This is a genomic window from Deltaproteobacteria bacterium (assembly GCA_020848745.1).
Classification (GTDB): domain Bacteria; phylum Desulfobacterota; class Binatia; order UTPRO1; family UTPRO1; genus UTPRO1.
Window position 1 is genome coordinate 1 of sequence record JADLHM010000139.1, and the last position, 20,854, is coordinate 20,854.

Sequence of the window (20,854 nt, forward strand, 5' to 3'; positions counted from 1 at the left end):
AGCGCCGCGTCGGCGACCTCGCCCGGATCCATCATCACGCCGAAGCGGCGGGCGCGGTCCATGTCGACGACGGTCGGGTCGTAGAGGCCGGTGTCGGTGGCGCCGGGGGCGAGCGTGGTGACGGTGACGCCGTAGGGCGCGAGCTCGGAGCGCAGCGCCGCCGCGAAGGTGCGGAGATACGTCTTGGTGCCGCCGTAGTAGGCGATGCCGGGGAACGCGCGCCACGCGGAGATGCTCGACGTCAGCATGATGCGGCCCCGCCGCCGCGCCCGCATGTCGCGCGCGAAGAGCGTGCACAGGAGCGACGGCGTGACGACATGCAGCTGGAGCATCACGTTCGCCTTCGCGGGCTCGGCGTCGGCCACCTCGCCGAAGAAGAACATGCCGGCGTTCACGACCAGCACGTCGACGTCGACGCCGAGCGCGCACACCGCGGCGTGCAGCTCGCCGGCGGACTCGGGGCGCGCGAGGTCGCAGACGACGGGGTGCACGAGCGTCCCGTGCGCGACGAAGATCTCGCCGGCGATCGCGTCGAGGCGCTCGCGGTTCTCGCTGACGAGGACGAGCGCGTAGTCGCCGCGCGCGGCGAGGCGGCGCGCGATCTCGCGCCCGATGCCGGAGCACGCGCCGGTGACGACGGCGCAGAGCGGCGGTGCCACCCTGGATGCCTCCGCGCTACTCGTAGAGTTTGACGACCTTCACCTTGCCGGGGAAGGCCTGCACGCAGAGGTCGCAGAGCGTGCACTCGTCGAGGTTCTCGTCGACCATGCGGAGGCTGCCGTCCTCCTTCTGGGCGAAGATGTTCACCGGACATACCTCGGTGAGCTTCTTGGCGACCGCGGCATCCTTCGATGCTGCCGCGTCCACCTGGACATCGATGAACATGCCGTTCGGCATCGCGCCGTCCTCAGTGCCCCGCCTTGGCGAGACGCTCTTTCACGAGCCCCGGGATGTCCTCGATGCGCTCGGCGACCGAGATCCCGGCGGCGTACATGCGCTCGATCTTGTCGGCGGTGGTGTCGGCCTTGCCCTCGACGATCGTGCCGGCGTGGCCGAAGCGCATGCCGGGCATCTCGTCCATGAAGCGACCGGCCATGAAGGCGATGATCGGCAAGCGTGACTTGTGCTCGCGCACCCAATCGGCGAGCTCGGCTTCCATGCGGCCGCCGGGCTCGGAGTAGATGGCGATCGCCTTGGTCTCGGGATCGGCCTCGAAGAGCGGCATGAGCTCGGCATAGGTCGAGCCGATGATGGCGTCGCCGCCGATCGACACGCAGGTCGACTGGCCGAGAGCCGCCGCCGAGAGGGTGTTGGCGATCTCGGTCGTCATGCCGCCGGAGCGCGACATGATCCCGATCGGGCCCTTCTTGAACGCGCGCCGGACGTTCACCGCCGGGCCGCCGAGGCCGCCCATCTTGGCTTCGTCGGGCGAGAGCACGCCGAGGCAGTTCGGGCCGATGATGCGGGCGCCGCGGAGCTTCGCGAGCTCGACCATCTGCGCCACGTCGGCGCGGGGAATGCGCTCGGTGACGATGACGATCAGCTTCACCCCCGCCTCGATGGCCTCGAAGACGGCGTCCTTGGTGAACTTCGGCGGCACGGTCACGATCGAGCCGTCGACGGGCTGCTTCGCGGTGATGTCGCGCACGCAGTCGTAGACCGGAACGCCATAGACGTCGCGCCCCGCCCGGCCCGGGGTCACGCCGCCGACGATCCTGGTGCCGTAGTCGAGGCCTTCGCGGGTCAGGTTCACGGCCTCGCGGCCGGTGATGCCCTGGATGATGACGGTGGTGTCCTTGTTGATGAGGATCGACATACGGTGGCCCGGGGGCCGCGGCGCGGCCGGGTTGAAGTACATGCCGCCCCCGCGACCGTCAAGCCGCGCGGCCGCGCGTGTCGCCGTCGCCGGAGCCGCGCGGCCGCACGCGCTCCCGGATCGCGCCGCGCCTTGACGTCGCACGATGCGGCGTGCCATGGCACGCTACCGTAGTGCCGTAGTCCACAAGCTCAGTGCCGTAGTCCCCAACCTTTCGAACACCCACACAGGAGGAGTCCAGCCCATGAAGCTCGCCCCATTTGCCGCGATCGCGCTCGGTGCGCTGATCGCCGCGCCTCTCGTCCACGCCGCCGACCAGACGATTCTCGGTTCCGGTTTCCAGGCAAAGAATCCGGCCAGCCCCGACAAGCGCAAGGTGCAGGTGAAGGCCAAGGAGAAGGGCAGCCCGAACACCATCGTCGGCAACCCCGCCGTGAACGGAGCGACCCTCACGATCAGCGCCAACGGCACGACTCCGAGCCAGCAGGTCTTCAATCTGCCCCAGGGCACGAACGCGGCCGGCAAGCCGTTCTGGAGCGGCGACGCCGTGAAGGGCTTCAAGTACAGCGACTCGAAGGGCGAGCAGAGCCCGGTCAAGAAGGTGCAACTGAAAGCGAAAAACGGCGTGTTCTCGCTCCAGGCCCAGGCGAGCGGCAAGATCCAGCCCTTGAACGTGACGCCGCCCAACATCGGCTCCGACGCCTGCGCGCTCCTCGCGATCGGCGGGGGCGGCGACTCCTACAGCGTGAAGTTCGCGGCCGGCGACGGCACCATCATCAACAAGACCACCAAGGAGTACTCGCACAAGAAGGTGGCGACGGAGGGCACCTGCGTCCCGACGCCGACCTGCAGCGACGGCATCCAGAACCAGGGAGAGAGCGACGTCGACTGCGGCGGATTGAACTGTCCGGCGTGCCCGCCCGGCGACAGCTGTGTCACCCACACTGACTGCACGAGCGGCGTCTGTTCCTCCGGCCTCTGCCAGGCGCCGACCTGCTCCGACGGCGTCCAGAACCAGGGAGAAACCGGCGTCGACTGCGGCGGGCCGTGCTCGGGCTGCGGCATCGGCGGATCCTGCGTCGCCAACGGCGATTGCCAGAGCGGCTTCTGCACGGGCGGGCTCTGCAAATGCCCCAACCAGGCCTACACGTTCACGGTGAACAGCAACGTGGGTGGCCCCTTCGACTCGGCCGAGTGGCCGGGCGGCACGGCGAACCAGTCGGCCGTGCCCGGTTGTAGCGTCACGATCAACCGCCCGAACAACAACATCGACTTGACCTGTTCGCTCGCAGCGCCGTTCTCGATCAACGCCTTCTCCGGCTACTCCAACTGCTTCGGGAACGGGGGCGAGGACGGCGACGGCTGCCAGCCGGTCTCGTGTCCGCCCTTGGGTATCGGCTCGTGCTGCAACACGCGGCCGTCGTGCTCGGCGGCGCTGAACGGCTCGGGATCCGCGCAATACTTCGTGCAGTGCCTGCAGTAACGCGCGGGCGGGTCGCCTGACTCGCTCCCGTGAAGCCGGCCCGCCCCGTTCGCTCGGGGCGGGCCGTTTCTTTTCCTGGCTCGGCGGCGGCGACGCGGCCGTGCGCCTGGCGCAAGTCGCCGCCTTCGAGCGCATCGTCGTGCTCGTGATCGCCGCCGAGTACTGGTGTCGGGGCCTCGCGCGCTGGCAGGATCTCTCGCCGGCCTACGTCGCGAGCCTCGGCGCCGCGACGCTGCTCTGCCTCGCCGCGCTCCTCACGCGCTGGCGCCGGCCGGCGCTCCTCGTGCTCGGCCTCGTCCACGCCTTCGTCGTGTGGCGCGAATTCCCGGCGGCCGGAAACCACGCCTATCTCGAGGTGATGCTCTGCCTGCTCGGCGCCTTCCTCGACCCGCGCGACGAGGTGGAGCGTACGCTGTACGTCGCGACGGCGCGCTGGCTCGCGGTCGTGATCTTCTTCTTCTCGGGCGTGCAGAAGCTCGCTCACGGCTACTACTTCCACGCCGAGTACTTCGGGTTCTCGCTCTGGATCGAGTCGTTCCGCACGCTCTTCCGCTGGCTCCTGCCGGCCGACGAGTACGCCCGCCTCACCGCCTTCACGGGCGCGCCCGGGGACGGGCCGTATTTCGTGCGGAGCCCGCTCGTCGTCGCCGTCTCGAACCTCACGTGGATCGCCGAGATCGCGCTCCCCGCGGCGCTTCTCTGGCGGCCGACGCGCCCGTTCGCCGTGGCGGCGGCGGTCGCGCTCATCTTCGCGATCGAGCTCGCGGCGCGGGAGGTGTTCTTCGGGCTCCTCTACGTCAACCTGATCCTGCTCTTTCTCGAGAGCGACCTGCACCAGCGGCTCGTCGCGCCGGTCGCGCTCGTGCTGGCGTCCCTCGTGGCGGTGCGCGCGGGCTGGCTCCCCGCGCTGGTGTTCTACTGATGCCGGCGCGCGCCAAGGCCGCGATCCTCGGCGCCGCGCTCGTCGCGCTCACCCTCTGGCCGCTCGCGCACATCGGCCTCGTGCGCCGCTACGACGTGAACCCGTGGAAGCTCGCGGGCTGGGGCATGTACTCGGCGCCGCGCTCGCGCTCGCTTGGCATGGAGGTGTTCGGCCGGCCGCGCGGCGGCGGGCCGCTCGCGCACATGGCCGAGCCGCCGCCCACCGTGCGCGACGAGGCGAGCCGCTATCTCGAGCGCCATCGCTGGCTCCGGCGGCTGGCCCGCCCGGCGGCGCTCGCCGCCGCGGTCGCCGCCGCCGAGCCCGGCTGGGACGAGATCACGATCGCCGTCTTCGAGCCCGAGCTCGACCGCACGAGCGGCATGATCGTCCTGCGCGCGCTCGTGCACCGCTACACGCGCGACGTCCGCGGCGTCGCGTACGCCGGCGAGGTCGACCCGTGGCGCGCGGGCCTGCCGCCGCCGTTGCTCCTACAACTCACGCCCTCGCGCTGATCGCGCACCGCCACGCGCGCCGGCCGCTCAGGGCGCGGGCGCGCAGTACGTCATCGCCTTCTCGCGCCCGCCCACCCGCGCGGGAGGCGCGCCGTTCACGAGCAGCTCGCGTTGCCGTCGTCGCCGTCGTCGAAGAGGTCGCAGTCGCGCGTGAGGCCGTCGGCGGCGTTCAAGAGAGCGCAGACGCGGCAGCGGATGCGCCCGTCGAAGCACACGCGGAACGCGCCGGCGTCGCCGGTACCGCAGCCGGGAAACGCCGCGTCGAGCGCGACCGCGCCCGCGACGCACTTCGACTCGACGACGCTCGCGACGTACGCGGCGCAGCGCTTGGCGATCGTGCCGCCGCTCGGGTCGGGCTGCTCGGCGCCGGTGCCGAGGCACGCATCCCGGAGCTCGGCCGCCGTCCGTACGAAACCGCGCTTCAACCCCTCCTTCTTGCAGCGATTGAAACCGGAGAGGCGCGCGTCGACGCAGCCCCGCATCGCCTTCAGCACGGCGCCCTGGCACGCGCGGACGTTCGCCGTCGCGACGAAGGCGCTCTCGGGCGTCGGCCCGAAGAGATCGCCGACCACCGCACCGCACGCGGCGACCGTGAGCGCGGGCGGTGCCGTGATGCTCGGCGGCCCGAACGTCGGGGGTACACCGCCGCACTCCCGGTCGGCCTTGAGGAGCGCCTGCGCAACCGCTTTCGGTGCGAGCGCCGCCGCACAATCGGCGACGCTCTGCGGGCCGAGAAGGCCGTCGGCGGCGTAGCCGGCGCAGGCGCGCAGCTGCTTGCTCGTCGCGAGCGCGACCTTGCGGACGCCGGCGTTCACCGCCTGGATGCATGCGCTGTCGGCCGGCGTCGCGAATTGCGCTCCGGCCGGCGCCGGCATGCCGAGCGCCAGCACGCCCGCGACGATGAGCTTCAGGGATTGCACTGCACGAAGTAGCGCGCGCTGCCCGAGCCGTTGAGCGCCGCGGAGCACGACGGCCGCGTATCGCAGCACGAGCCGATGCCGGCCGGCGGGCACGAGACCGGCTGGCAGCCGTCGCCGTCCTCGCCGCCGGTCCCGAAGCAGCTCGAGTAGCCGACGGCGGAGTTCACGGAGAAGTGGTTCGAGAGGCTGCACACGAGGTCGATGTTGCCGCCCGGACGGTTGATGGTGACGCTGCAGCCGGGTGCCCCCGCGAGGCTCGCGGTGCCGCCCGGCCACTCGGCCGAGTCGAAGGGGCCGCCCGAGTTGCTGTTCATGGTGAAGGTGAAGGTCTGGCTCGGGCACTTGCAGAGTCCGCTCGTGCAGAAGTTCGAGACGCAGTCGCCGGCGATCAGACAGTGCTGGTTCACGGCGCAGTCCGGACACGCCGCGCCGCCGCAGTCCAGATCGGTCTCGGCGCCGTTCTCCACGCCGTCGACGCAGGTCGGCGCCTGGCAGAGCTCGTCGAAGCAGACGCCGCTCTGGCAGTCGGCGCCGGAGAGGCAGGCGTCGCCGGTGCCGCAGTCGGCGCACGCCGGACCGCCGCAATCGACGTCGGTCTCGCCGCCGTTCTTCACGCCGTCGGTGCAGCTCGGCGCCTGGCAGACGTTCGCGACACAGACGCCGGAGCCGCAATCGCCCGGGACGAGACAGCCGCCGCCGTTCGCGCAATCGGGGCACGCGGGGCCGCCGCAGTCGACGTCGGTCTCGGCGCCGTTGTCGACGCCGTCGGTGCACGCCGGCGCCTGGCACGTGCCGCTCGTGCAGACGCCGCTCTGGCAATCCGCCGCGACGCCGCACGCGTCGCCGTCGCCGCAGGGCGCGCACGGGCCGCCGCAATCGACGTCGGTCTCCATGCCGTTCGGAACGCCGTCGGCGCAACTCGGGGCCTGGCAGACGTTGCCGGCGCAGACGCCGCTCTGGCAGTCGCCGCCGCTCGCGCAGCCCTCGCCGTCGGCGCAGCCGGGACACGTCCAGCCGCAGTCGACGCCGGTCTCGTTGCCGTTTTCGATGCCGTCGTTGCAGGCCGCGGCCTGGCAGACGTTCCCGGCGCAGACCTGGGTCGTGCAGTCGCTCGCCGCCGCGCAACCCTGGCCGGGATCGCACGCCGGGCATGCGCCGCCGCCGCAGTCGACGCCCGTCTCGCCGCCGTTCCCGATGCCATCGCTGCAGCTCGGCGCCTGGCAAACGCCGGCGCCGCAGACCCCGCTCGTACAGTCGCCGTTGCCGTCGCAGTCCTCGCCGTCGGCGCAACCGCCGCAGGCCGAGCCGCCACAGTCGACGTCGCTTTCGTCACCGTTCTGCTGACCGTCGGTGCAGCTGGCTGGGGCACAGACCCCGGCCGTGCAGATGCCGGAGAGGCAATCGCTGGCGCTCGCGCAGCCCGAGCCATCGCCGCAGGCGCCGCACGCGCCGCCGCCACAGTCGACGCCGGTCTCGCCCCCGTTCCGCACGCCATCGGTGCAGCTCGGGCACGCAGTCGGAACGCCGCGCTTCGCCTTCAGCCGATAGCCGCTCGACGTCACCTGGTGGTCGACGACGCTGCCCGCCGAGACCGCGTACTTGGTGCAGAAGCGGGCGGTCGCCGGCCCGGCGGCGTTCTCGAGGGTGAAGACGACGAGGATGCCGCCCACACCGGGCGCCTGCGAAAGGTCGATGCCGCCGAGACCCTTGGCGGAGAGCTGCGCCAACTTGCCCGCCTTCACCATGGCGGCGTTCACGACGGTCGGACCGGCGGGCGCGATCTTGTTCTTATACTTCGCCTGCGACGGCGTGACGCTCGCCCAGGGCGGAGGAGCCGTGAGCACGCTCCTGTTGCCCGGCGCGTCGACGTAGAAGACCTCGAGCCTCCCCGTCAGCTGCGCCGGCGTCGCCGCCGGACCGAGGTGCACGTCGACGCCCTTCTGCACCGACTTCACCCGCGCCGTCGCCGAAAAGAGCTTCTGCTGGAGCTGGAGCGACGTGCCGGACACGCCGACGTCGGAGGCCGACGCCGCGGCCGGAAGCGCGGCGATCGCGAGCGCCGCGAGCAGCGGAGCGAACGAGCGATGCATGCGGAGCCTCCTCATTGCAGACACTGGACGAAGTAGCGGGCGCTCCCCGAACCGTTGAGCGCCGCCGAGCACGACGGCCGGCCGCTGCAGCACGACGGCACGCCGGCCGGCGGGCACGAGTCGGCCTGGCAGCCGTCGCCGTCCTCGCCGCCCGCGCCGAAGCAGTTGGCGTAGCCGTGCCACCCCTGCACCGAGAACGGCGACGCGAGCGTGCAGGCGAGGTCGATATTGTTGCCCGGCCGGTTGATGGTGACGTCGCAGCCGGGCGACGCGGCCTGGCTCGCGGTTCCACCCGGCCACTCGGCCGAGTCGAAGACGCCGCCGGTGTTGCTGGCGATGCTGAAGGTGAAGAGGCGGTCGCCGCAGGTGCAGTGCGCGCCGTGGCAGGAGGTCGAGGTGCAATCGGCGTTCTGCCCGCACACCTTGCCGAGCCCGCAGGTCGAGCACGTCCCGCCGCCGCAGTCGACGTCGGTCTCGATGCCGTTCTTCACGCCGTCGGTACAGGTCGGCGCCTGGCACACGCTCCCCGCGCAGACGCCGCTCTGACAATCCGCCGCGCCGTTGCAGCCGCCGCCGGTGTCGCACGGGAGGCAACGGCCACCGCCGCAATCGATCCCGGTTTCGGCGCCGTTCTCGACGGTGTCGGCGCAGTTCGGGACGCGGCAGAAGCCGTTCGTGCAGACGCCGCTCGGGCACTCCGAGCCAACCGAGCAGGTCGGCTGGCAGAGGCCGCCCGAGCAGCCGCCAACGGCGCAATCGGTATGGAGGAAGCACCCCGACCCGACCGGACACCCGGAGCATCCACCGCCGCCGCAGTCGATCGCCGTCTCACCGCCGTTCTTCACGCCGTCGGCGCACGTCGGGGGCTGACAGGCGCCGTCGAAGCAGACGCCGCTGATGCAGGTCGCGCCCGAGGTGCAGGCGGACTCGAGGTTCGCGAAGATCGAATAGTATTGCCCGACGCGCGAGACCTCGACGCCGGTCAGGCTCAGGCCGAAGAACTGCGGCAGCGGGAACGCTTGTAGCGCCCCCGCGAGATCGGGGAGGAAGCCAGCCAGGACCGACGGCAGGAACGACTGCAGCGTGACCTCGTTGATACCGAGCGGGTTCGCGAGGAGCGCGATCGTCACGTCCTCGGGCGCCGGCGGCTCAAGCACGAAGCCGATGCCGCCCGGCTGGAACGCGAGCTGGAGGCCGACCCGCGCGTCGGCGGCGAGCGCCAGGTGCACCGTCTCGGTCGGGAGCCCGATGTTCTGCACGAACTCGGCGCGGATGTGCGCCATGCGGATCTCGCCGAGCTCGCCGGCGGGGCCGGCGTTGCCGGTCAGGATCGGCGCCAGCGTCGGCGCGATGCGGATCGCGATCGGCGTCGCGGGCGGCAGCACCCCGAGCTCGGGGAAGATCGCCGCGAAGAGCCCGGCCGTGAGCTGCACCGGGCCGGCGCCGAGGTCGATCTCGGTGATCGTGCTCTGGAGGAGGCCGTTCTCGATCTGGCCCCGCAGCAGCTGGTTGAAGCCGGAGGTCGAGATCGCGAAGCCGATGCCGTAGGGCAGGCTCTGGACCGGCGTCCCGTTCGGGAAGGTCGGGAACGCCTCGGGCACGTGGAGGCTCGCCGGCAGGATCGGCGCCAGCGGATGCGGCGACGGCGTCGTGGCGCGGATGTTCACGGCCATCGTGACCCCGGTCGGGCTCTCGGTGATGGCGGTGAAGGGCGCATCGAGGTCGATGCCGAGCCCGGCACCGACCGGTCCCGCGATGTCGACGCCCGCGAGCGCAGTCTCGATGGCGCCCGCGATCGGCGTATTCCCGCTCGCGTCCGTCTGATTGAGGAAGCTCTCCATGCCGTCGGCGAAGAGCGCGCCGAGGTCGCCGATCGCGCTCCCGATGAGCGCCTCCTCGAGGTCGCCGAGGAGTCCATCGCAATCGCTCGTATAGGTGAGGCCGGCGATGCCGACGCTGATCGGCGACAGCTGCGTCACGTCGACCTTGGTCGGCTGCGGTACGAGCGGCGCGAGATCGAAGGCGCCGCTGATGGTCGTGGTCGGCACGACGAGGTGGAGCTCGCAGTGGAGCGGGATGCCCGACGCGTTGTCGATGTTCGCCGTGACCCGCAGGTTCTGGAGCTCGAAGACGCCCTGTACCGCACCCGGCGTCGCATCGAGGGCGATGGCCACTCCCCCGAGGCTCGGCGGCGGGGTGCCGCTGATGCTGACGTCGACGGAGCCGAGGCAGAGCGCGCCGAGTGGCGCGTAGCAATAGTCGTCCTTCACGATCGTCCCCGCTGCCATGAAGGTCGCGGGATCGATGTCGAGCAGCGTCGTCGCGACCGGCTCGATCGCGTCGAAGCCGTCGTCCGTGATGCGCATGCCGACGGCGTCGGGCGAGTAGGCGCCGTTGGCGACCGACGCCCCCGCGATCACGACGACGCGGTCGTACGCGATCCGGCCGTCGGAGATGCGCCGCAGCTTCGCGTGGAAGGGGTTGAAGATCGTCGCCGCCGCGAGCGGCAGCGACGTGCTGAACGTGCCGTCCGACTGCAGCGGCACCGCGATGCCGTTGATCTCGAGATCGGCGTTGGCCGGCGTGACGCCGGTCGTGTGACCGCTCACCACCACGTTCGACGCCTGCGAGAAGACCCCGTGGACCGGCGCGTCGATCACCAGCACGAGCGGCTGACAGGCGGGGCAGCTCGGGCCGCCGCAGTCGACGTCGGTCTCACTGCCGTTCTTCACGCCGTCCATGCAGGTCGGCGTCTGGCAGGTGCCGGCGAGGCAGTTGCCGCTGTCGCAATCGTCACCGACCGCGCAGTGGTCGCCGTTCGGACAGAGCTGGCACGCGCCGCCGCCGCAATCGACGTCGGTCTCGGCGCCGTTCCGGATGCCGTCGTCGCACGGGGCCGGGGTGCACGTCCCGTTGGTGCAGAGGCCCGAAAGGCAGTCGCTGCCGGTGGCGCACCCGTCGCCGACCACGCACGCCGGACACGCCGGCCCGCCGCAATCGACGTCGGTCTCGAGGCCGTTGCGCTGGCCGTCGTCGCAGGCGGCGGGCTCGCAGGCGCCGGCGACGCACATGCCGCTCTGGCAGTCGGCGGCGACGCCGCACGCTTGGCCGTCGCCGCACGCGGCGCAGGCGCCGCCGCAGTCGACGTCGGTCTCGCTACCGTTCCGGACGCCGTCGCCGCAGCTCGGGCACGTCGCCGGCACGCCCTTCTTCAAGGAGAGCGTCACCCCCGTCGGCTTCGACTTGTAGACGACGCGGCTGCCGTCGGCCGTCGCGTAGCGCGTGCACATGCGGTGCGTGGAGCCGTCGGAGGCGTTGTGGACGGTGAGGACGGTGATCACGCCGCCCGGGCCGGGCGGTGACGAGAGGTCGATGCCGCCGACGCCCTTCGCCGAGAGCTTCGCGCTCTTCCCGGCGACGATCTTCACGCTGCTCACGGCGGTCGGCCCGGCCGGCGCGAGCTTGTTCTTGTAGGTCGCGACGACGCCCGAGTTGCTGGTCCACGGGGCCGGCAGCGGCAGCGCGCCCTTGTTCTGCGGCGTGTCGGCGTAGAAGACCTCGAAGGAGCCGGAGACCTCGCCGAGCGGGCTGCTCGGACCGAACTGGCTCCCCGCGCCCGCCTGCGACGAGCGGAGCTTCGCGACGCCGCTCGCCGGGCGCACGCTCACGAGCGCGCTCTTGCCGGCGACCCCGACGTCCGCCGCGCGCGCGGAGGCCGCGCCGAGCACGAAGCCGGCGCACGCCGCGAGCGCCGCCGCCGTCGTCGATCGCGATCGCATCCGCGTGCGCCCTCCCCTTCGCCGTTCGGTCACGGGTTGCACTGCACGAAGTAGCGCGCGCTGCCCGAGCCGTTCAGCGCCGCCGAGCACGACGGCCGCCCCGTGCAGCACGAGCCGATGCCCAACGGCGGACACGAGACCGGCTGGCATCCGTCACCGTCCTCGCCGCCCGTCCCGAAGCAGTTCGCGTAGCCGTTCCAGCTCGCGACCGAGAAGCGGTTCGAGAGGCTGCAGACGAGATCGATGTTGCCGGCCGGCCGGTTGATGGTGACGTTGCAGACCGACGGCCCGTTCTGCGTCGCCGTGCCGCCCGGCCACTCGGCGGAGTCGAAGAGGCCGCCGCTGTTGCTGTTCACGGTGAACGTGAAGAGCTGCGCCGGGCACTTGCAGAGGCCGCCGTTGCAGGAACCGGTGAGACAGTCGCCGCCGACCAGGCAGAGCTGGTTCAGCGCGCAGTCGCCGCACGACGCTCCGCCGCAGTCGACGTCGGTCTCGGCTCCGTTCTTCACGCCGTCGGCGCACGTCGGCGCCTGGCAGACGTTGCCGGCGCAGACGCCGCTCGTGCAGTCGGCGCCCGAGAGGCAGCCGCCGCCCGCGCCGCAGTCCGGGCAGCCGCCGCCGCAGTCGAGGCCGGTCTCGCTGCCGTTCTGCACGCCGTCGGAGCAGCTCGGGTTCTGGCAGAAGCCGCCGGAACACACGCCGCTGCTACAGTCGCCGCCGACCGCGCACCCCTCGCCGGGATCGCAAGCGCCGCAGGTCGGACCGCCGCAGTCGACGTCGGTCTCGGCGCCGTTCTCGACACCGTCGGCGCAGGTCGGCGCCTGGCACACGGCGCCCGTGCAGACCAGGCTCGCGCAGTCGCCGGCGACCGCGCAGGTCTCGCCCGTCGCGCAGCCCGGACACGTGCCGCCGCCGCAGTCGACGTCGGTCTCGGCGCCGTTCTGGAAGCCGTCGACGCAGCTCGGCGTCTGACAGATGCCGGCGAGGCACGGACCGCCGGCGCAGTCGGAGTGGACGACGCACTGATCACCGTCGGGACAGCCCGGACACGTGCCGCCGCCGCAATCGACGTCGGTCTCGGCGGCGTTGCGCACGCCGTCCGCGCAGGTCGGCGCCTGGCAGACGCTCGCGGTGCAGACGCCGCTCGTGCAATCGCCGCCCGTGACGCACGCGCCGCCCGGGGCGCAGTCGGAGCACGTGCCGCCGCCGCAGTCGACGTCGGTCTCCGCGCCATTCCGTATGCCGTCGGTGCAGGTCGCCGCCTGGCAGAGATTGCCGGTGCAGACGCCGCTCGCGCAGTCCGCCGGCACGTTGCAGGCGCCGCCCGCGTCGCAGCCGGGGCACGCGCCGCCGCCGCAGTCGACACCGGTCTCGACGCCATTCTGCACGCCGTCGCTGCATCCCGGACCCTGGCAGACGTTCCCGGCGCAGACGTTGCTGTCGCAGTCGCCGGCCAGGTTGCACGTCTGGCCCGGCCCGCAATCGCCGCACGCGCCGCCGCAGTCGACGTCGGACTCGCCGCCGTTCGTGACGCCGTCGTCGCACGCCGGCGCCTGACAGACGTTGCCGGCGCACACGCCGCTCGCGCAGTCGGAGGCGAGCGCGCAGGCGCCTCCGTCGGCGCACGCGGGACAGGTGCCGCCGCCGCAATCGACGTCGGTTTCCGCGGCGTTCTCGATGCCGTCGTCGCAGGTCGGCGGAGCGCAGGGGGCGCAACTCTCACCGCCGCAGTCGATGCCGGTCTCGTGGCCGTTCAACGCGCCGTCGCTGCAGGTCGGGCAGGCCACGACGACGCCGCGCTTCAGCTGCAGCTTCTGGCTCGTGGCGCTCGCCTTGTGGCGCACGAAGCTCCCGGCGCTCACCGAATAGAGCGAGCACATGCGGTGCGTCTCGCCGTCGTTGGCGTTGGTGATCGTGAGGATCGTGAGGATGCCGCCGCTTCCCGGAGCCGCCGCGATGCCGATGCCGCCGAGTCCGAGCGCGCCGATGCCGGCACGGCTGCCATTTTTCACGTAGGCAGTCTTGACCGCGGTCGGCCCGCCGGGTGCGGCCGCGTTCTTGTACTTCGCCGTGATCGACTTGATGCTCGTCCACGGCGCGGGGATCTGGAGCAACGCGCGGTTGTCGGGGTCGTCGACGTAGTAGGCCTCGAACGTGCCGGCCACCTGCCCGGGGTTGGCACCCGTGCCCCAATGGACACCGAGCCCGCTCTGCACCGAGGAGAGCTTCGCCTTCCCCGTACCGGGATTCACCTGCAGGGACAGCTTCGAGCCGAGGACGGCCTCGTCGTGGGCCTCGACGCCGATCCCGAAGCCGAGGACCACGATCGCGGCGGCCGCCAGACACGTTCCGAACGTTCTCGTCATTCGCAGGTGCTCCGTGCGCATTGGGGGTGTCCTTTTCAGTCCTGCAGGCGGACGACGTTGGCCTTGTCCTGCGTGCCGCTGAGCGGGATCGCCTGGTCGAGGCCGTAGACCGGGAAGGCGAGGCTGCCGTTGGTGCCGGTCCACGCCGCGCAGCTGAGCGCGTTGCCGCGGCGGCTCGCGGTGCCGGTGCCGCCCTGCCGCATGTTGGTGATCGTGGTCGTCACCTGGCCGGTCGCGATCGCGACCTGCTGATCGGGGATCGTGCTCCAGTTGACGGTGTCGCAGTTGCTCGAGTCGCTCCCCGTCTCCGAGCTCTGCATCAGGACGCGGACGATCGCGGCGCCGGCGGGCGCGGCGCCGTCCGCCGACGTGTCGATCGTCAGCACGGGAGGCAACGCCGCGCCGGAGCCGTTGCTGTCGATCGAATACGTGGCGTTCGCGCGCGTCCCGCCGTCGCAGTCGACGAAGCTGTCGGCGCTGGTCGCGAACGCGGGGTCCTGGCGCAGCCGCCAGCACGCATACCCGTTCGCGAAGGACGTCGCCTTCTTGTCGCCGATCACGACCGGCGCGGCGAGGTTCAGGACCGCGCGGCCGCTCGCGTCGGGCGCACCGGCCGTCAGGGAGATGCTCGTTCCCGTCGACGATGCGGTCCCCCAGTCGGTGTTGTCGGTGCCGCAGCACTGGCCGCTCGAAGGCGGCTGGAGGAAGAAGCACGTCTTCCCCGCCGTGTCGCCGCAACCCGCGGGGCACGCGCCGATCGAGTTGCAGTTGTCGCCGTTGGCGATCGTGAACGTCCGCGTGCCGAGCGGCGTGGCCGTCACGGTCGGCGTCGGGGTACGCGTCGCGGTGGCGGTCGGCGTCGGCGTGGGCGTCGTGGTGGCGGTGGCCGGCGCCGTGAAGGTCGGGGTGGGCGTGGCGGTCGCCGTCGGCGTGTCGTCCGGAGTGAAGGTCGGCGTCGGACTCGCCGTGAGGGTGGGCGTCGGGCTGACGGTGGCCGTCGCCGGGATCGTCGCGGTGGGCGTCGCCGTGAGCACGGAGGAGGGGGTCGGCGTCGATCCGGGCGTCGGCGTCGCCGACGCGGGCGGATTGTAGACGGCGTCGAAGAGGACGTCGCCGGCGGCGTCCGCGATGTCCTCGAGGCACCCGATCTCGTCGGGCAGCGCCGCTCCGCAGCTCGCAAGATCCGCGAGCGTCGCGTTCGAGCAGCGGCCCGGGATCGTCTGGCTCAGCTTGAGTCGCGCCTTCTGCGCCTTGCCCTTCAGGTCGGCGCCGCGACAATCGAGGAGCGGACTCGTCGGCGGCTTCGCGAGATCCTTCAGGTACTGGCACTTGTGCTGCTCGCTCATGCGGGCGAGCGCGTACTTGAGGAGCCCCGCCTGGGCCGCCTTCTGGCACCCGAGCGCGAGCGTGCCGGCGCCGACGATCGGCGGCTCGGGAAACGTACCGTACGCGGTCTCGGCGGCGAGCGCCGCCTGATCGAGGGTGCGGCAGACGAGGCACGCGGCGACGCTCGCCGGGCCGCTGAAACCGCCGATCGCGATCGCATCGCAGGGCGCGGCGCAGAGATCGAAGCCGATCGCCAGCGGCGCGACGCCCGCGCCGGCGCACTTACCCTCGCCGATCACGTCGAGCTTGGCCGCGACCTTGGCGATCCTACCCTGCGCTTTCGGCGAGAGCTGCGCGTCGTCGTTGCAATCGACGGTCGCCGCGACGACGCCCTGCATGCGGCGCTCGTGACAGCGCGCCTTCTCGCGCAGGACCGTCGTCGCGAGCTTCCGCACGCCCGTCGCGAGCGCCTTCCGGCAGGCGGCTTCCGCGGACGTCAGAGCCGCGTCGCTCCGTTCCGCCACGACGAGGACGGCCAGCACGGCGCACACGAATACTACTGTGAGATTCTTCATCGGTCCTCTTGGGCGTACGGAGGGCGAGCGTCGAGCGGCACTCTCGGCGACGTCGAGCGCGTCCTTTTGGAGGGAAAGGCGCAGGGCGTCAAGACGCGGCGCGCGATCCCGGAGAAAGATTTTTCTTGACCCGCGAATGCTTTACCGGCATTCGGCGCTGGCCTCCGGCGCGACGGATCGGGGTGGAGCGCGCTGCCGGGCGCCCGAGGAATCGGCGCATCGCGCGCGCTTCCGGCGCCCCGGCGGAGGCGGGCGGATCGCCGCAGCGTTCCTCGTCGTCCACGGGCTCCCGGAGCGCGCGATCGCCATGCGAAATCGCACTCCGGGATCGCGGCCGACGTGCCGATATACCCCCGGTGGAGCGGCGGCAGGCAGACGGCCAGGTGGCCGCGCAGGCGCGCGAGAACATGGTCGCGGTCCTGCCTGCGATTGCCCTGATCTATGGCGTTCTCGGGGCCCTCTACGTCATCGCTCCGCCCCTCCACCCGGGGTGGCCGTACGCGGTCTCCACGCTGGGGGTCGCCGCGGCCCAGGGGCTGCTCGGGTGGTGGGTCCGCCGCGCGCCCCTCGCCGCCGTCCACGCGATCGGCTTCCTCGCGGCCATGCTCGCCGTGGCCCATGCGCTCTCGTTCGTCGCGCTGACGCGCGATCCGGCGCAGACGGTCGTCCTCATCATGGTGCTTCTCGGAGCCTCGTTCGAGATGCTGACGGGATGGGCGACGCTCGCGACGGTGGCCGTCGCACTCGCGGCCTGGGCCTGGATCGCCCGCGATATCCCGACGGCCGCCTTCGTGCACTGGATGGTCAACCTCGCGGCAACCGGGGCGCTCGGGCTCGTCATCACGACCGCCCGTACGCGCGCGATCCAGCGGCAGATCGCCGCCGACCGCGCGCTCCGCGAGAGCGAGGAGCGCCATCGCCTCGTCGTCGACGGCGCCTTCGACGCCATCGTCACCGTCGACACCGACCAGCGCGTGGTCGGATGGAACCCGCAGGCCGAGCGCGTCTTCGGGTGGGCCGCGAGCGAGATCCTCGGCCGCCGGATGGCGACGGACCTTCTCGCGCCCGAGCACCGGGCCGGCTACGAGCGCAGCGTCGAGCGGTTCCTCGCGACCGGCGACAGCCCCGCCCTCCACCACCTCATGGTCGTGACCGCCGTCCGCCGCGACGGCGGCACCTTCACCGCGGAGATGACGACCACGCCGATCCGCCGCGACGGCGGCTGGGTCTTCACCGCGTTCGTCCGCGACATCACCGACCGCAAGCGCGCCGAGGACGACTTGCTGCGCGCCAAGGAGGCCGCCGAAGCGGGGGCGCGCGTGAAGAGCGACTTCCTCGCCACCATGAGCCACGAGATCCGCACGCCGCTCAACGGCATCTTCGGAATGACCGAGCTCGCGCTCGACACGAGCGACGACGGCGAGCGTCGGGAGTTCCTGCAACGCGCGCGCGTCTGCGCCGAGACGCTCATGACCATCCTGAACGACGTGCTCGACTTCTCGCGCGTCGAAGCGGGACGGCTCGACCTCGAGCGCATCGCCTTCGACCCGCGCGACGTCGTCGACGGCGTGCTCGACACGCTTGCCGTCGAGGCCGACCGCAAGGGCCTCGAGCTGATCGGCTGCGTCGACGAGCGACTGCCCGCGGCGCTCGTCGGCGATCCCGGCCGCCTCCGCCAGATCCTGATCAACCTCGCGGGCAACGCGCTCAAGTTCACCGAGCGCGGCGAGGTCGTGATCCGGCTCGCGATCGCGCCGGGCGCCGGCGGCGCCCCCGCCGAAACGCCGCCGGCCGGCACGTCCGCCGACGGCGACGCGCCGGCGGAGCTGACGCTCTTCGCAACCGTCCGGGACACCGGCATCGGCATCGCGCCCGACAAGCAGCGCGCGATATTCGAGGCGTTCACCCAGGCCGACTCGTCGATGACCCGGCGCTTCGGCGGAACGGGGCTCGGCCTCGCCATCTCGCAGCGCCTCGTGAAGCTCATGGGCGGAACGATCGGGGTGGACAGCGTGCCGGACGCCGGCAGCCGCTTCTGGTTCACCGCGCGTCACGGCGTCGGCGGACCGCCGATCGCGACGGCGATGCCCGCTCTGCACGGCGCCTTCGTGTCGGTGATGAGCTCCAACGCGGCCAGCGCGCGGCACCTCGAGCACACGCTGCGCGCGGCGGGGGCGCGCGCGCTCGTCACGTCGACGATCGGCGAAACGCTCGCCGAGCTCCACGCCACCCGCGCGCACGGCGAACGCTTCGACGCCTTGGTGATCGACCTCCCGAGCGACGTGCGCGAGACGCCCTGGCACCTCGCCATGCTCGAGCGCGAGCACGCCGACCTGCCGCCGCTCGTCGTGCTGGCGCCGACCGCGGCACGCGGCGAGCTGCTCCGGGTCGGGGGCATCCGGCCCGAGCTGCTCTCGAAGCCGGTCAAGACGCGCGCGCTGCTCGCCTGCCTCGCGGGGATGCGCGCGTCGGCGACGGGCGGCGTGTCGTCCGCCCGTCACTGACGCGCGCCGCCCCGATTACTGGCACATCGCGTTCACGCAGTTCAGCGGATTCGGGCAGACGCTCGCGCAGGCGCCGCAGTTGTTGTTGTCGGACAGCGTGTTCACCTCGCAGCCGTCCACCGGAATCCCGTTGCAGTCACCGAACCTGGCCATGCACTGACCGCCGAGGCGAGGAAGCGAAATCGGCGGCGTGCGCCCGCCGCCGGCTTCCGCTACGGTGGCCGCGATGGCGCGCCTACCGAAGATCGCCGGCGAGCTCGGCATCGGGTCCATCCGCCGGCACATCTTCCTCTGCTGCGACCAGACCAAGCCGAAGTGCAGCGAGCGGGCCGACAGCCTCGCATCGTGGGCGTTCTTGAAGGCGCGATTGAAGGAGCTCGGCCTGGTCGGAAAGGGCGGCGTCTACCGCACGAAGGCCAACTGCCTGCAGGTGTGCCAGGATGGACCGATCGCCGTCGTCTATCCGGAGGGGACCTGGTACCACTCCTGCACGCCCGCGGTGCTCGAGCGCATCATTCAGGAGCACCTGATCGGCGGGCGCCCGGTCGAGAAGTACGTGTTCGCGACGCGCCGCCTGCCGGAGCCCTCGACGCCCTGAACCGCTCGGAGCGCACGCCGGCGCGCACCGCACCGACCCGGAACGTCACGGGCGAGCTCACCAGTCTCATGGCCCATTGGCCGTCGCATCATGACGATGATACGCTCGCTTCATGAGCCGGCCGTTGCAGGTCTATCTCGAAGACGACGACCTCGACCGTCTCGATGCCTGGTCGCGCGCACGCGGCTGGACGAAGTCCCAAACGATCCGCGCCGCCGTTCGCGCGCTGTTGCGGTCGGAAACCCGCGACGATCCGCTCCTGACCGCGAGCGGCATGATCGATGGCTTGCCCTCGGATCTCAGCGAACGCTTCGACGAGCACCTCGGCGCGACCTTCGTCGCCGAACGCGCCCCCGCGTACCATGGCAAGACGAGAACGGCGCGGAAGCGTCCTGGTCGATAGTGGCGCCTGGATCGCGTTGTTCAGCGCCCGCGACCAACACCACACCGACGCGGACGATCTCTTCCGGCGAGCCGTACGGGAGCAGACGCCACTCCTGACCACGAATCTCGTTCTCGCCGAGGTGCACCGGCTGCTTCTGTTCCGCGCGGGCATCCCTGCCGCCGCGACCGCCATCGACCGCATCGAAGCGAGCCCGCGCGTGCGCATCGTCTTTCCGACCGCTTCCCATCACGCGGCCGCACGCGGCTGGATTTCCCGTCTCGGCGACCAACGGATCACGTACACCGACGCCGTCAGCTTCGCCGTGATGGAGTCCGAGCCATGCGCGGCCGTGCTGGGCTTCGATCGCGACTTCGCCCTCGCCGGATTCCGCTTCTGGGGCCGGATGCGATCGCCGCGGTGAGCACGATCGCCGCGGCTCCCGCACGACGCCGCAGTTCCCCCCGGATCACCAGATCGCGTCTCGAGACGCCTCTGACTTTCGCTTTGGACCCGGTTGCGGTACCAGGGGAACCGGGTCGATGCGCGACACCGTCTTCATCCACACCAACCGGAAGCAACGTCTCGGCGCCCTGGTGTCGGCGTACTCGCTGACGTCGCGCTCCAAGACCCCCGACGCCTTCGACGTTCGCATCATCTGGACCGACGACTATCCCTTCATCAAGGAGCGCGACGGCCAGGCGTACCTCCGCGACGGCCGCAAGGTACTCTGGGTCGAGGACGATCTGCAGTCGTTTCCGCCGCTCCGTTTCGAGCCGCCGCGCCTCATGGGGTACGAGGGCCGGGCGGTCGTGGTGGACCCCGACGTGTTCGCGGTCGGCGACGTCGCCGAGCTGTTGCGGCGCGACATGCGCGGACACGGCGTGCTCGCCAAGCGCATGCCGGCGGGCGGACGGAAGCCCGGACACTGGGCGTCGAGCGTGATGCTCCTCGACTGCGCCAAGCTCCGCCACTGGAACGCCGCGCAGGATTTCGCGAAGCTCTTCGCCTTCGAGCGCGACTACGACCAGTGGATGTGGCTCCTGCTCGAGCCGCCCGGGCTGGTGGGCGAGCTCGAGGAGCAATGGAACCACTTCGACACGCTCGACGCGACGACGAAGCTCATCCACAACACGCACCGCCGTACGCAGCCGTGGAAGACCGGCCTGCCCGCCGACTTCACCCCGCGCGGCCGGCATCTCGATGCCTACTCGCGGTCGTTCTTCATCCGCGCGCTGGCGCGTCTGCGCGGCGAGCACGGGGGGCCGCGTGGCACGTACAAGCAGCATCCCGATCCCAGGCAGGAGCGCTTCTTCTTCGGCCTGCTCCGCGAAGCGCTCGCCGCAGGCGCGTTCCCGTTGTCGGTCGTGGAGGAGGAGATCCAGCGCCGCCACGTCCGGCCCGACGCGCTCGCGCTCGTAAACGCCGCGGGCGCGACGGCCGCGTCGGTCTGACCGCATTTCTCACCAGGTCCACGTCGCGAGAGCGTCAAGCGTGCGCCAGATCGGGCCGAACGGAGCGCCGAGCGACGCAGGCGGACTGGACAGTCCGTTGAGGAGCGAGGCGCGAGTACGGCCTGAG

General features: G+C 71.6%; 17 protein-coding genes. 8 read left to right on the forward strand and 9 right to left on the reverse strand.

The window, feature by feature from the left end; all coding sequences use genetic code 11:
• The 3 genes from IT293_19680 to IT293_19690 all read right to left on the reverse strand — a co-directional run.
• A partial coding sequence (locus IT293_19680; protein ID MCC6766883.1) for an SDR family NAD(P)-dependent oxidoreductase occupies positions 1 to 659 on the reverse strand: 659 nt, incomplete at its 3' end.
• Between the two features lie 16 nt (positions 660 to 675).
• Positions 676 to 897 (reverse strand): hypothetical protein, encoded by a 222-nt coding sequence (locus IT293_19685; protein MCC6766884.1) that lies wholly within the window; start codon positions 895 to 897, stop codon positions 676 to 678.
• A gap of 10 nt (positions 898 to 907) precedes the next feature.
• A complete protein-coding gene (locus IT293_19690; GenBank protein ID MCC6766885.1) occupies positions 908 to 1,858 on the reverse strand; it encodes a CoA-binding protein in 951 nt (316 codons plus the stop codon).
• Positions 1,859 to 2,060: 202 nt separating this feature from the next.
• On the opposite strand from IT293_19690, the gene IT293_19695 reads away from it, so the two are divergent.
• The 3 genes from IT293_19695 to IT293_19705 all read left to right on the forward strand — a co-directional run bounded on the left by IT293_19695 (position 2,061) and on the right by IT293_19705 (position 4,733).
• Entirely contained in the window at positions 2,061 to 3,299 is a 1,239-nt protein-coding gene (locus IT293_19695) for a hypothetical protein (protein MCC6766886.1), read from the forward strand.
• Between the two features lie 100 nt (positions 3,300 to 3,399).
• Positions 3,400 to 4,221 carry a hypothetical protein gene (locus tag IT293_19700; GenBank protein MCC6766887.1) on the forward strand — a complete coding sequence of 274 codons (822 nt, stop codon included), beginning with the start codon at positions 3,400 to 3,402 and terminating at the stop codon, positions 4,219 to 4,221.
• On the forward strand, positions 4,221 to 4,733 hold the full coding sequence (locus IT293_19705) for a hypothetical protein (protein MCC6766888.1): 513 nt from the start codon (positions 4,221 to 4,223) through the stop codon (positions 4,731 to 4,733). The genes IT293_19700 and IT293_19705 overlap by 1 nt, the downstream gene beginning before the upstream one ends.
• A 95-nt stretch (positions 4,734 to 4,828) precedes the next feature.
• Here the strand turns inward: IT293_19705 and IT293_19710 are convergent, their stop codons facing one another.
• The 5 genes from IT293_19710 to IT293_19730 are packed head-to-tail and all read right to left on the reverse strand — an operon-like array spanning position 4,829 to position 15,789.
• Entirely contained in the window at positions 4,829 to 5,653 is an 825-nt protein-coding gene (locus IT293_19710; GenBank protein ID MCC6766889.1) for a hypothetical protein, read from the reverse strand.
• Positions 5,641 to 7,743 (reverse strand): hypothetical protein, encoded by a 2,103-nt coding sequence (locus IT293_19715; protein MCC6766890.1) that lies wholly within the window; start codon positions 7,741 to 7,743, stop codon positions 5,641 to 5,643. Before IT293_19715 ends, IT293_19710 begins: the two co-directional genes overlap by 13 nt.
• A gap of 11 nt (positions 7,744 to 7,754) precedes the next feature.
• The gene (locus IT293_19720) at positions 7,755 to 11,522 is read right to left on the reverse strand and encodes a hypothetical protein (protein ID MCC6766891.1); all 3,768 of its coding nucleotides are present in this window, start codon (positions 11,520 to 11,522) and stop codon (positions 7,755 to 7,757) included.
• Positions 11,523 to 11,551: 29 nt separating this feature from the next.
• On the reverse strand, positions 11,552 to 13,888 hold the full coding sequence (locus IT293_19725; GenBank protein ID MCC6766892.1) for a hypothetical protein: 2,337 nt from the start codon (positions 13,886 to 13,888) through the stop codon (positions 11,552 to 11,554).
• A gap of 35 nt (positions 13,889 to 13,923) precedes the next feature.
• The gene (locus IT293_19730; GenBank protein MCC6766893.1) at positions 13,924 to 15,789 is read right to left on the reverse strand and encodes a hypothetical protein; all 1,866 of its coding nucleotides are present in this window, start codon (positions 15,787 to 15,789) and stop codon (positions 13,924 to 13,926) included.
• 356 nt (positions 15,790 to 16,145) lie between these two features.
• On the opposite strand from IT293_19730, the gene IT293_19735 reads away from it, so the two are divergent.
• Positions 16,146 to 18,293, forward strand: a complete 2,148-nt coding sequence (locus IT293_19735; protein MCC6766894.1) for a PAS domain S-box protein — start codon at positions 16,146 to 16,148, stop codon at positions 18,291 to 18,293.
• Between the two features lie 15 nt (positions 18,294 to 18,308).
• Here IT293_19735 and IT293_19740 read toward each other — a convergent pair whose 3' ends face one another.
• Positions 18,309 to 18,446 carry a hypothetical protein gene (locus tag IT293_19740; protein MCC6766895.1) on the reverse strand — a complete coding sequence of 46 codons (138 nt, stop codon included), beginning with the start codon at positions 18,444 to 18,446 and terminating at the stop codon, positions 18,309 to 18,311.
• 73 nt (positions 18,447 to 18,519) lie between these two features.
• Here IT293_19740 and IT293_19745 point away from each other — a divergent pair, with 73 nt between their 5' ends.
• The 4 genes from IT293_19745 to IT293_19760 all read left to right on the forward strand — a co-directional run bounded on the left by IT293_19745 (position 18,520) and on the right by IT293_19760 (position 20,727).
• Positions 18,520 to 18,891, forward strand: coding sequence for a hypothetical protein (locus IT293_19745; GenBank protein MCC6766896.1), 372 nt, complete (start codon positions 18,520 to 18,522; stop codon positions 18,889 to 18,891).
• Positions 18,892 to 19,003: 112 nt separating this feature from the next.
• Positions 19,004 to 19,294 (forward strand): ribbon-helix-helix protein, CopG family, encoded by a 291-nt coding sequence (locus IT293_19750; protein MCC6766897.1) that lies wholly within the window; start codon positions 19,004 to 19,006, stop codon positions 19,292 to 19,294.
• Positions 19,254 to 19,697, forward strand: coding sequence for a type II toxin-antitoxin system VapC family toxin (locus IT293_19755; GenBank protein MCC6766898.1), 444 nt, complete (start codon positions 19,254 to 19,256; stop codon positions 19,695 to 19,697). The genes IT293_19750 and IT293_19755 overlap by 41 nt, the downstream gene beginning before the upstream one ends.
• A 118-nt stretch (positions 19,698 to 19,815) precedes the next feature.
• A complete protein-coding gene (locus tag IT293_19760; protein MCC6766899.1) occupies positions 19,816 to 20,727 on the forward strand; it encodes a hypothetical protein in 912 nt (303 codons plus the stop codon).
• Positions 20,728 to 20,854 lie beyond the last annotated feature (127 nt).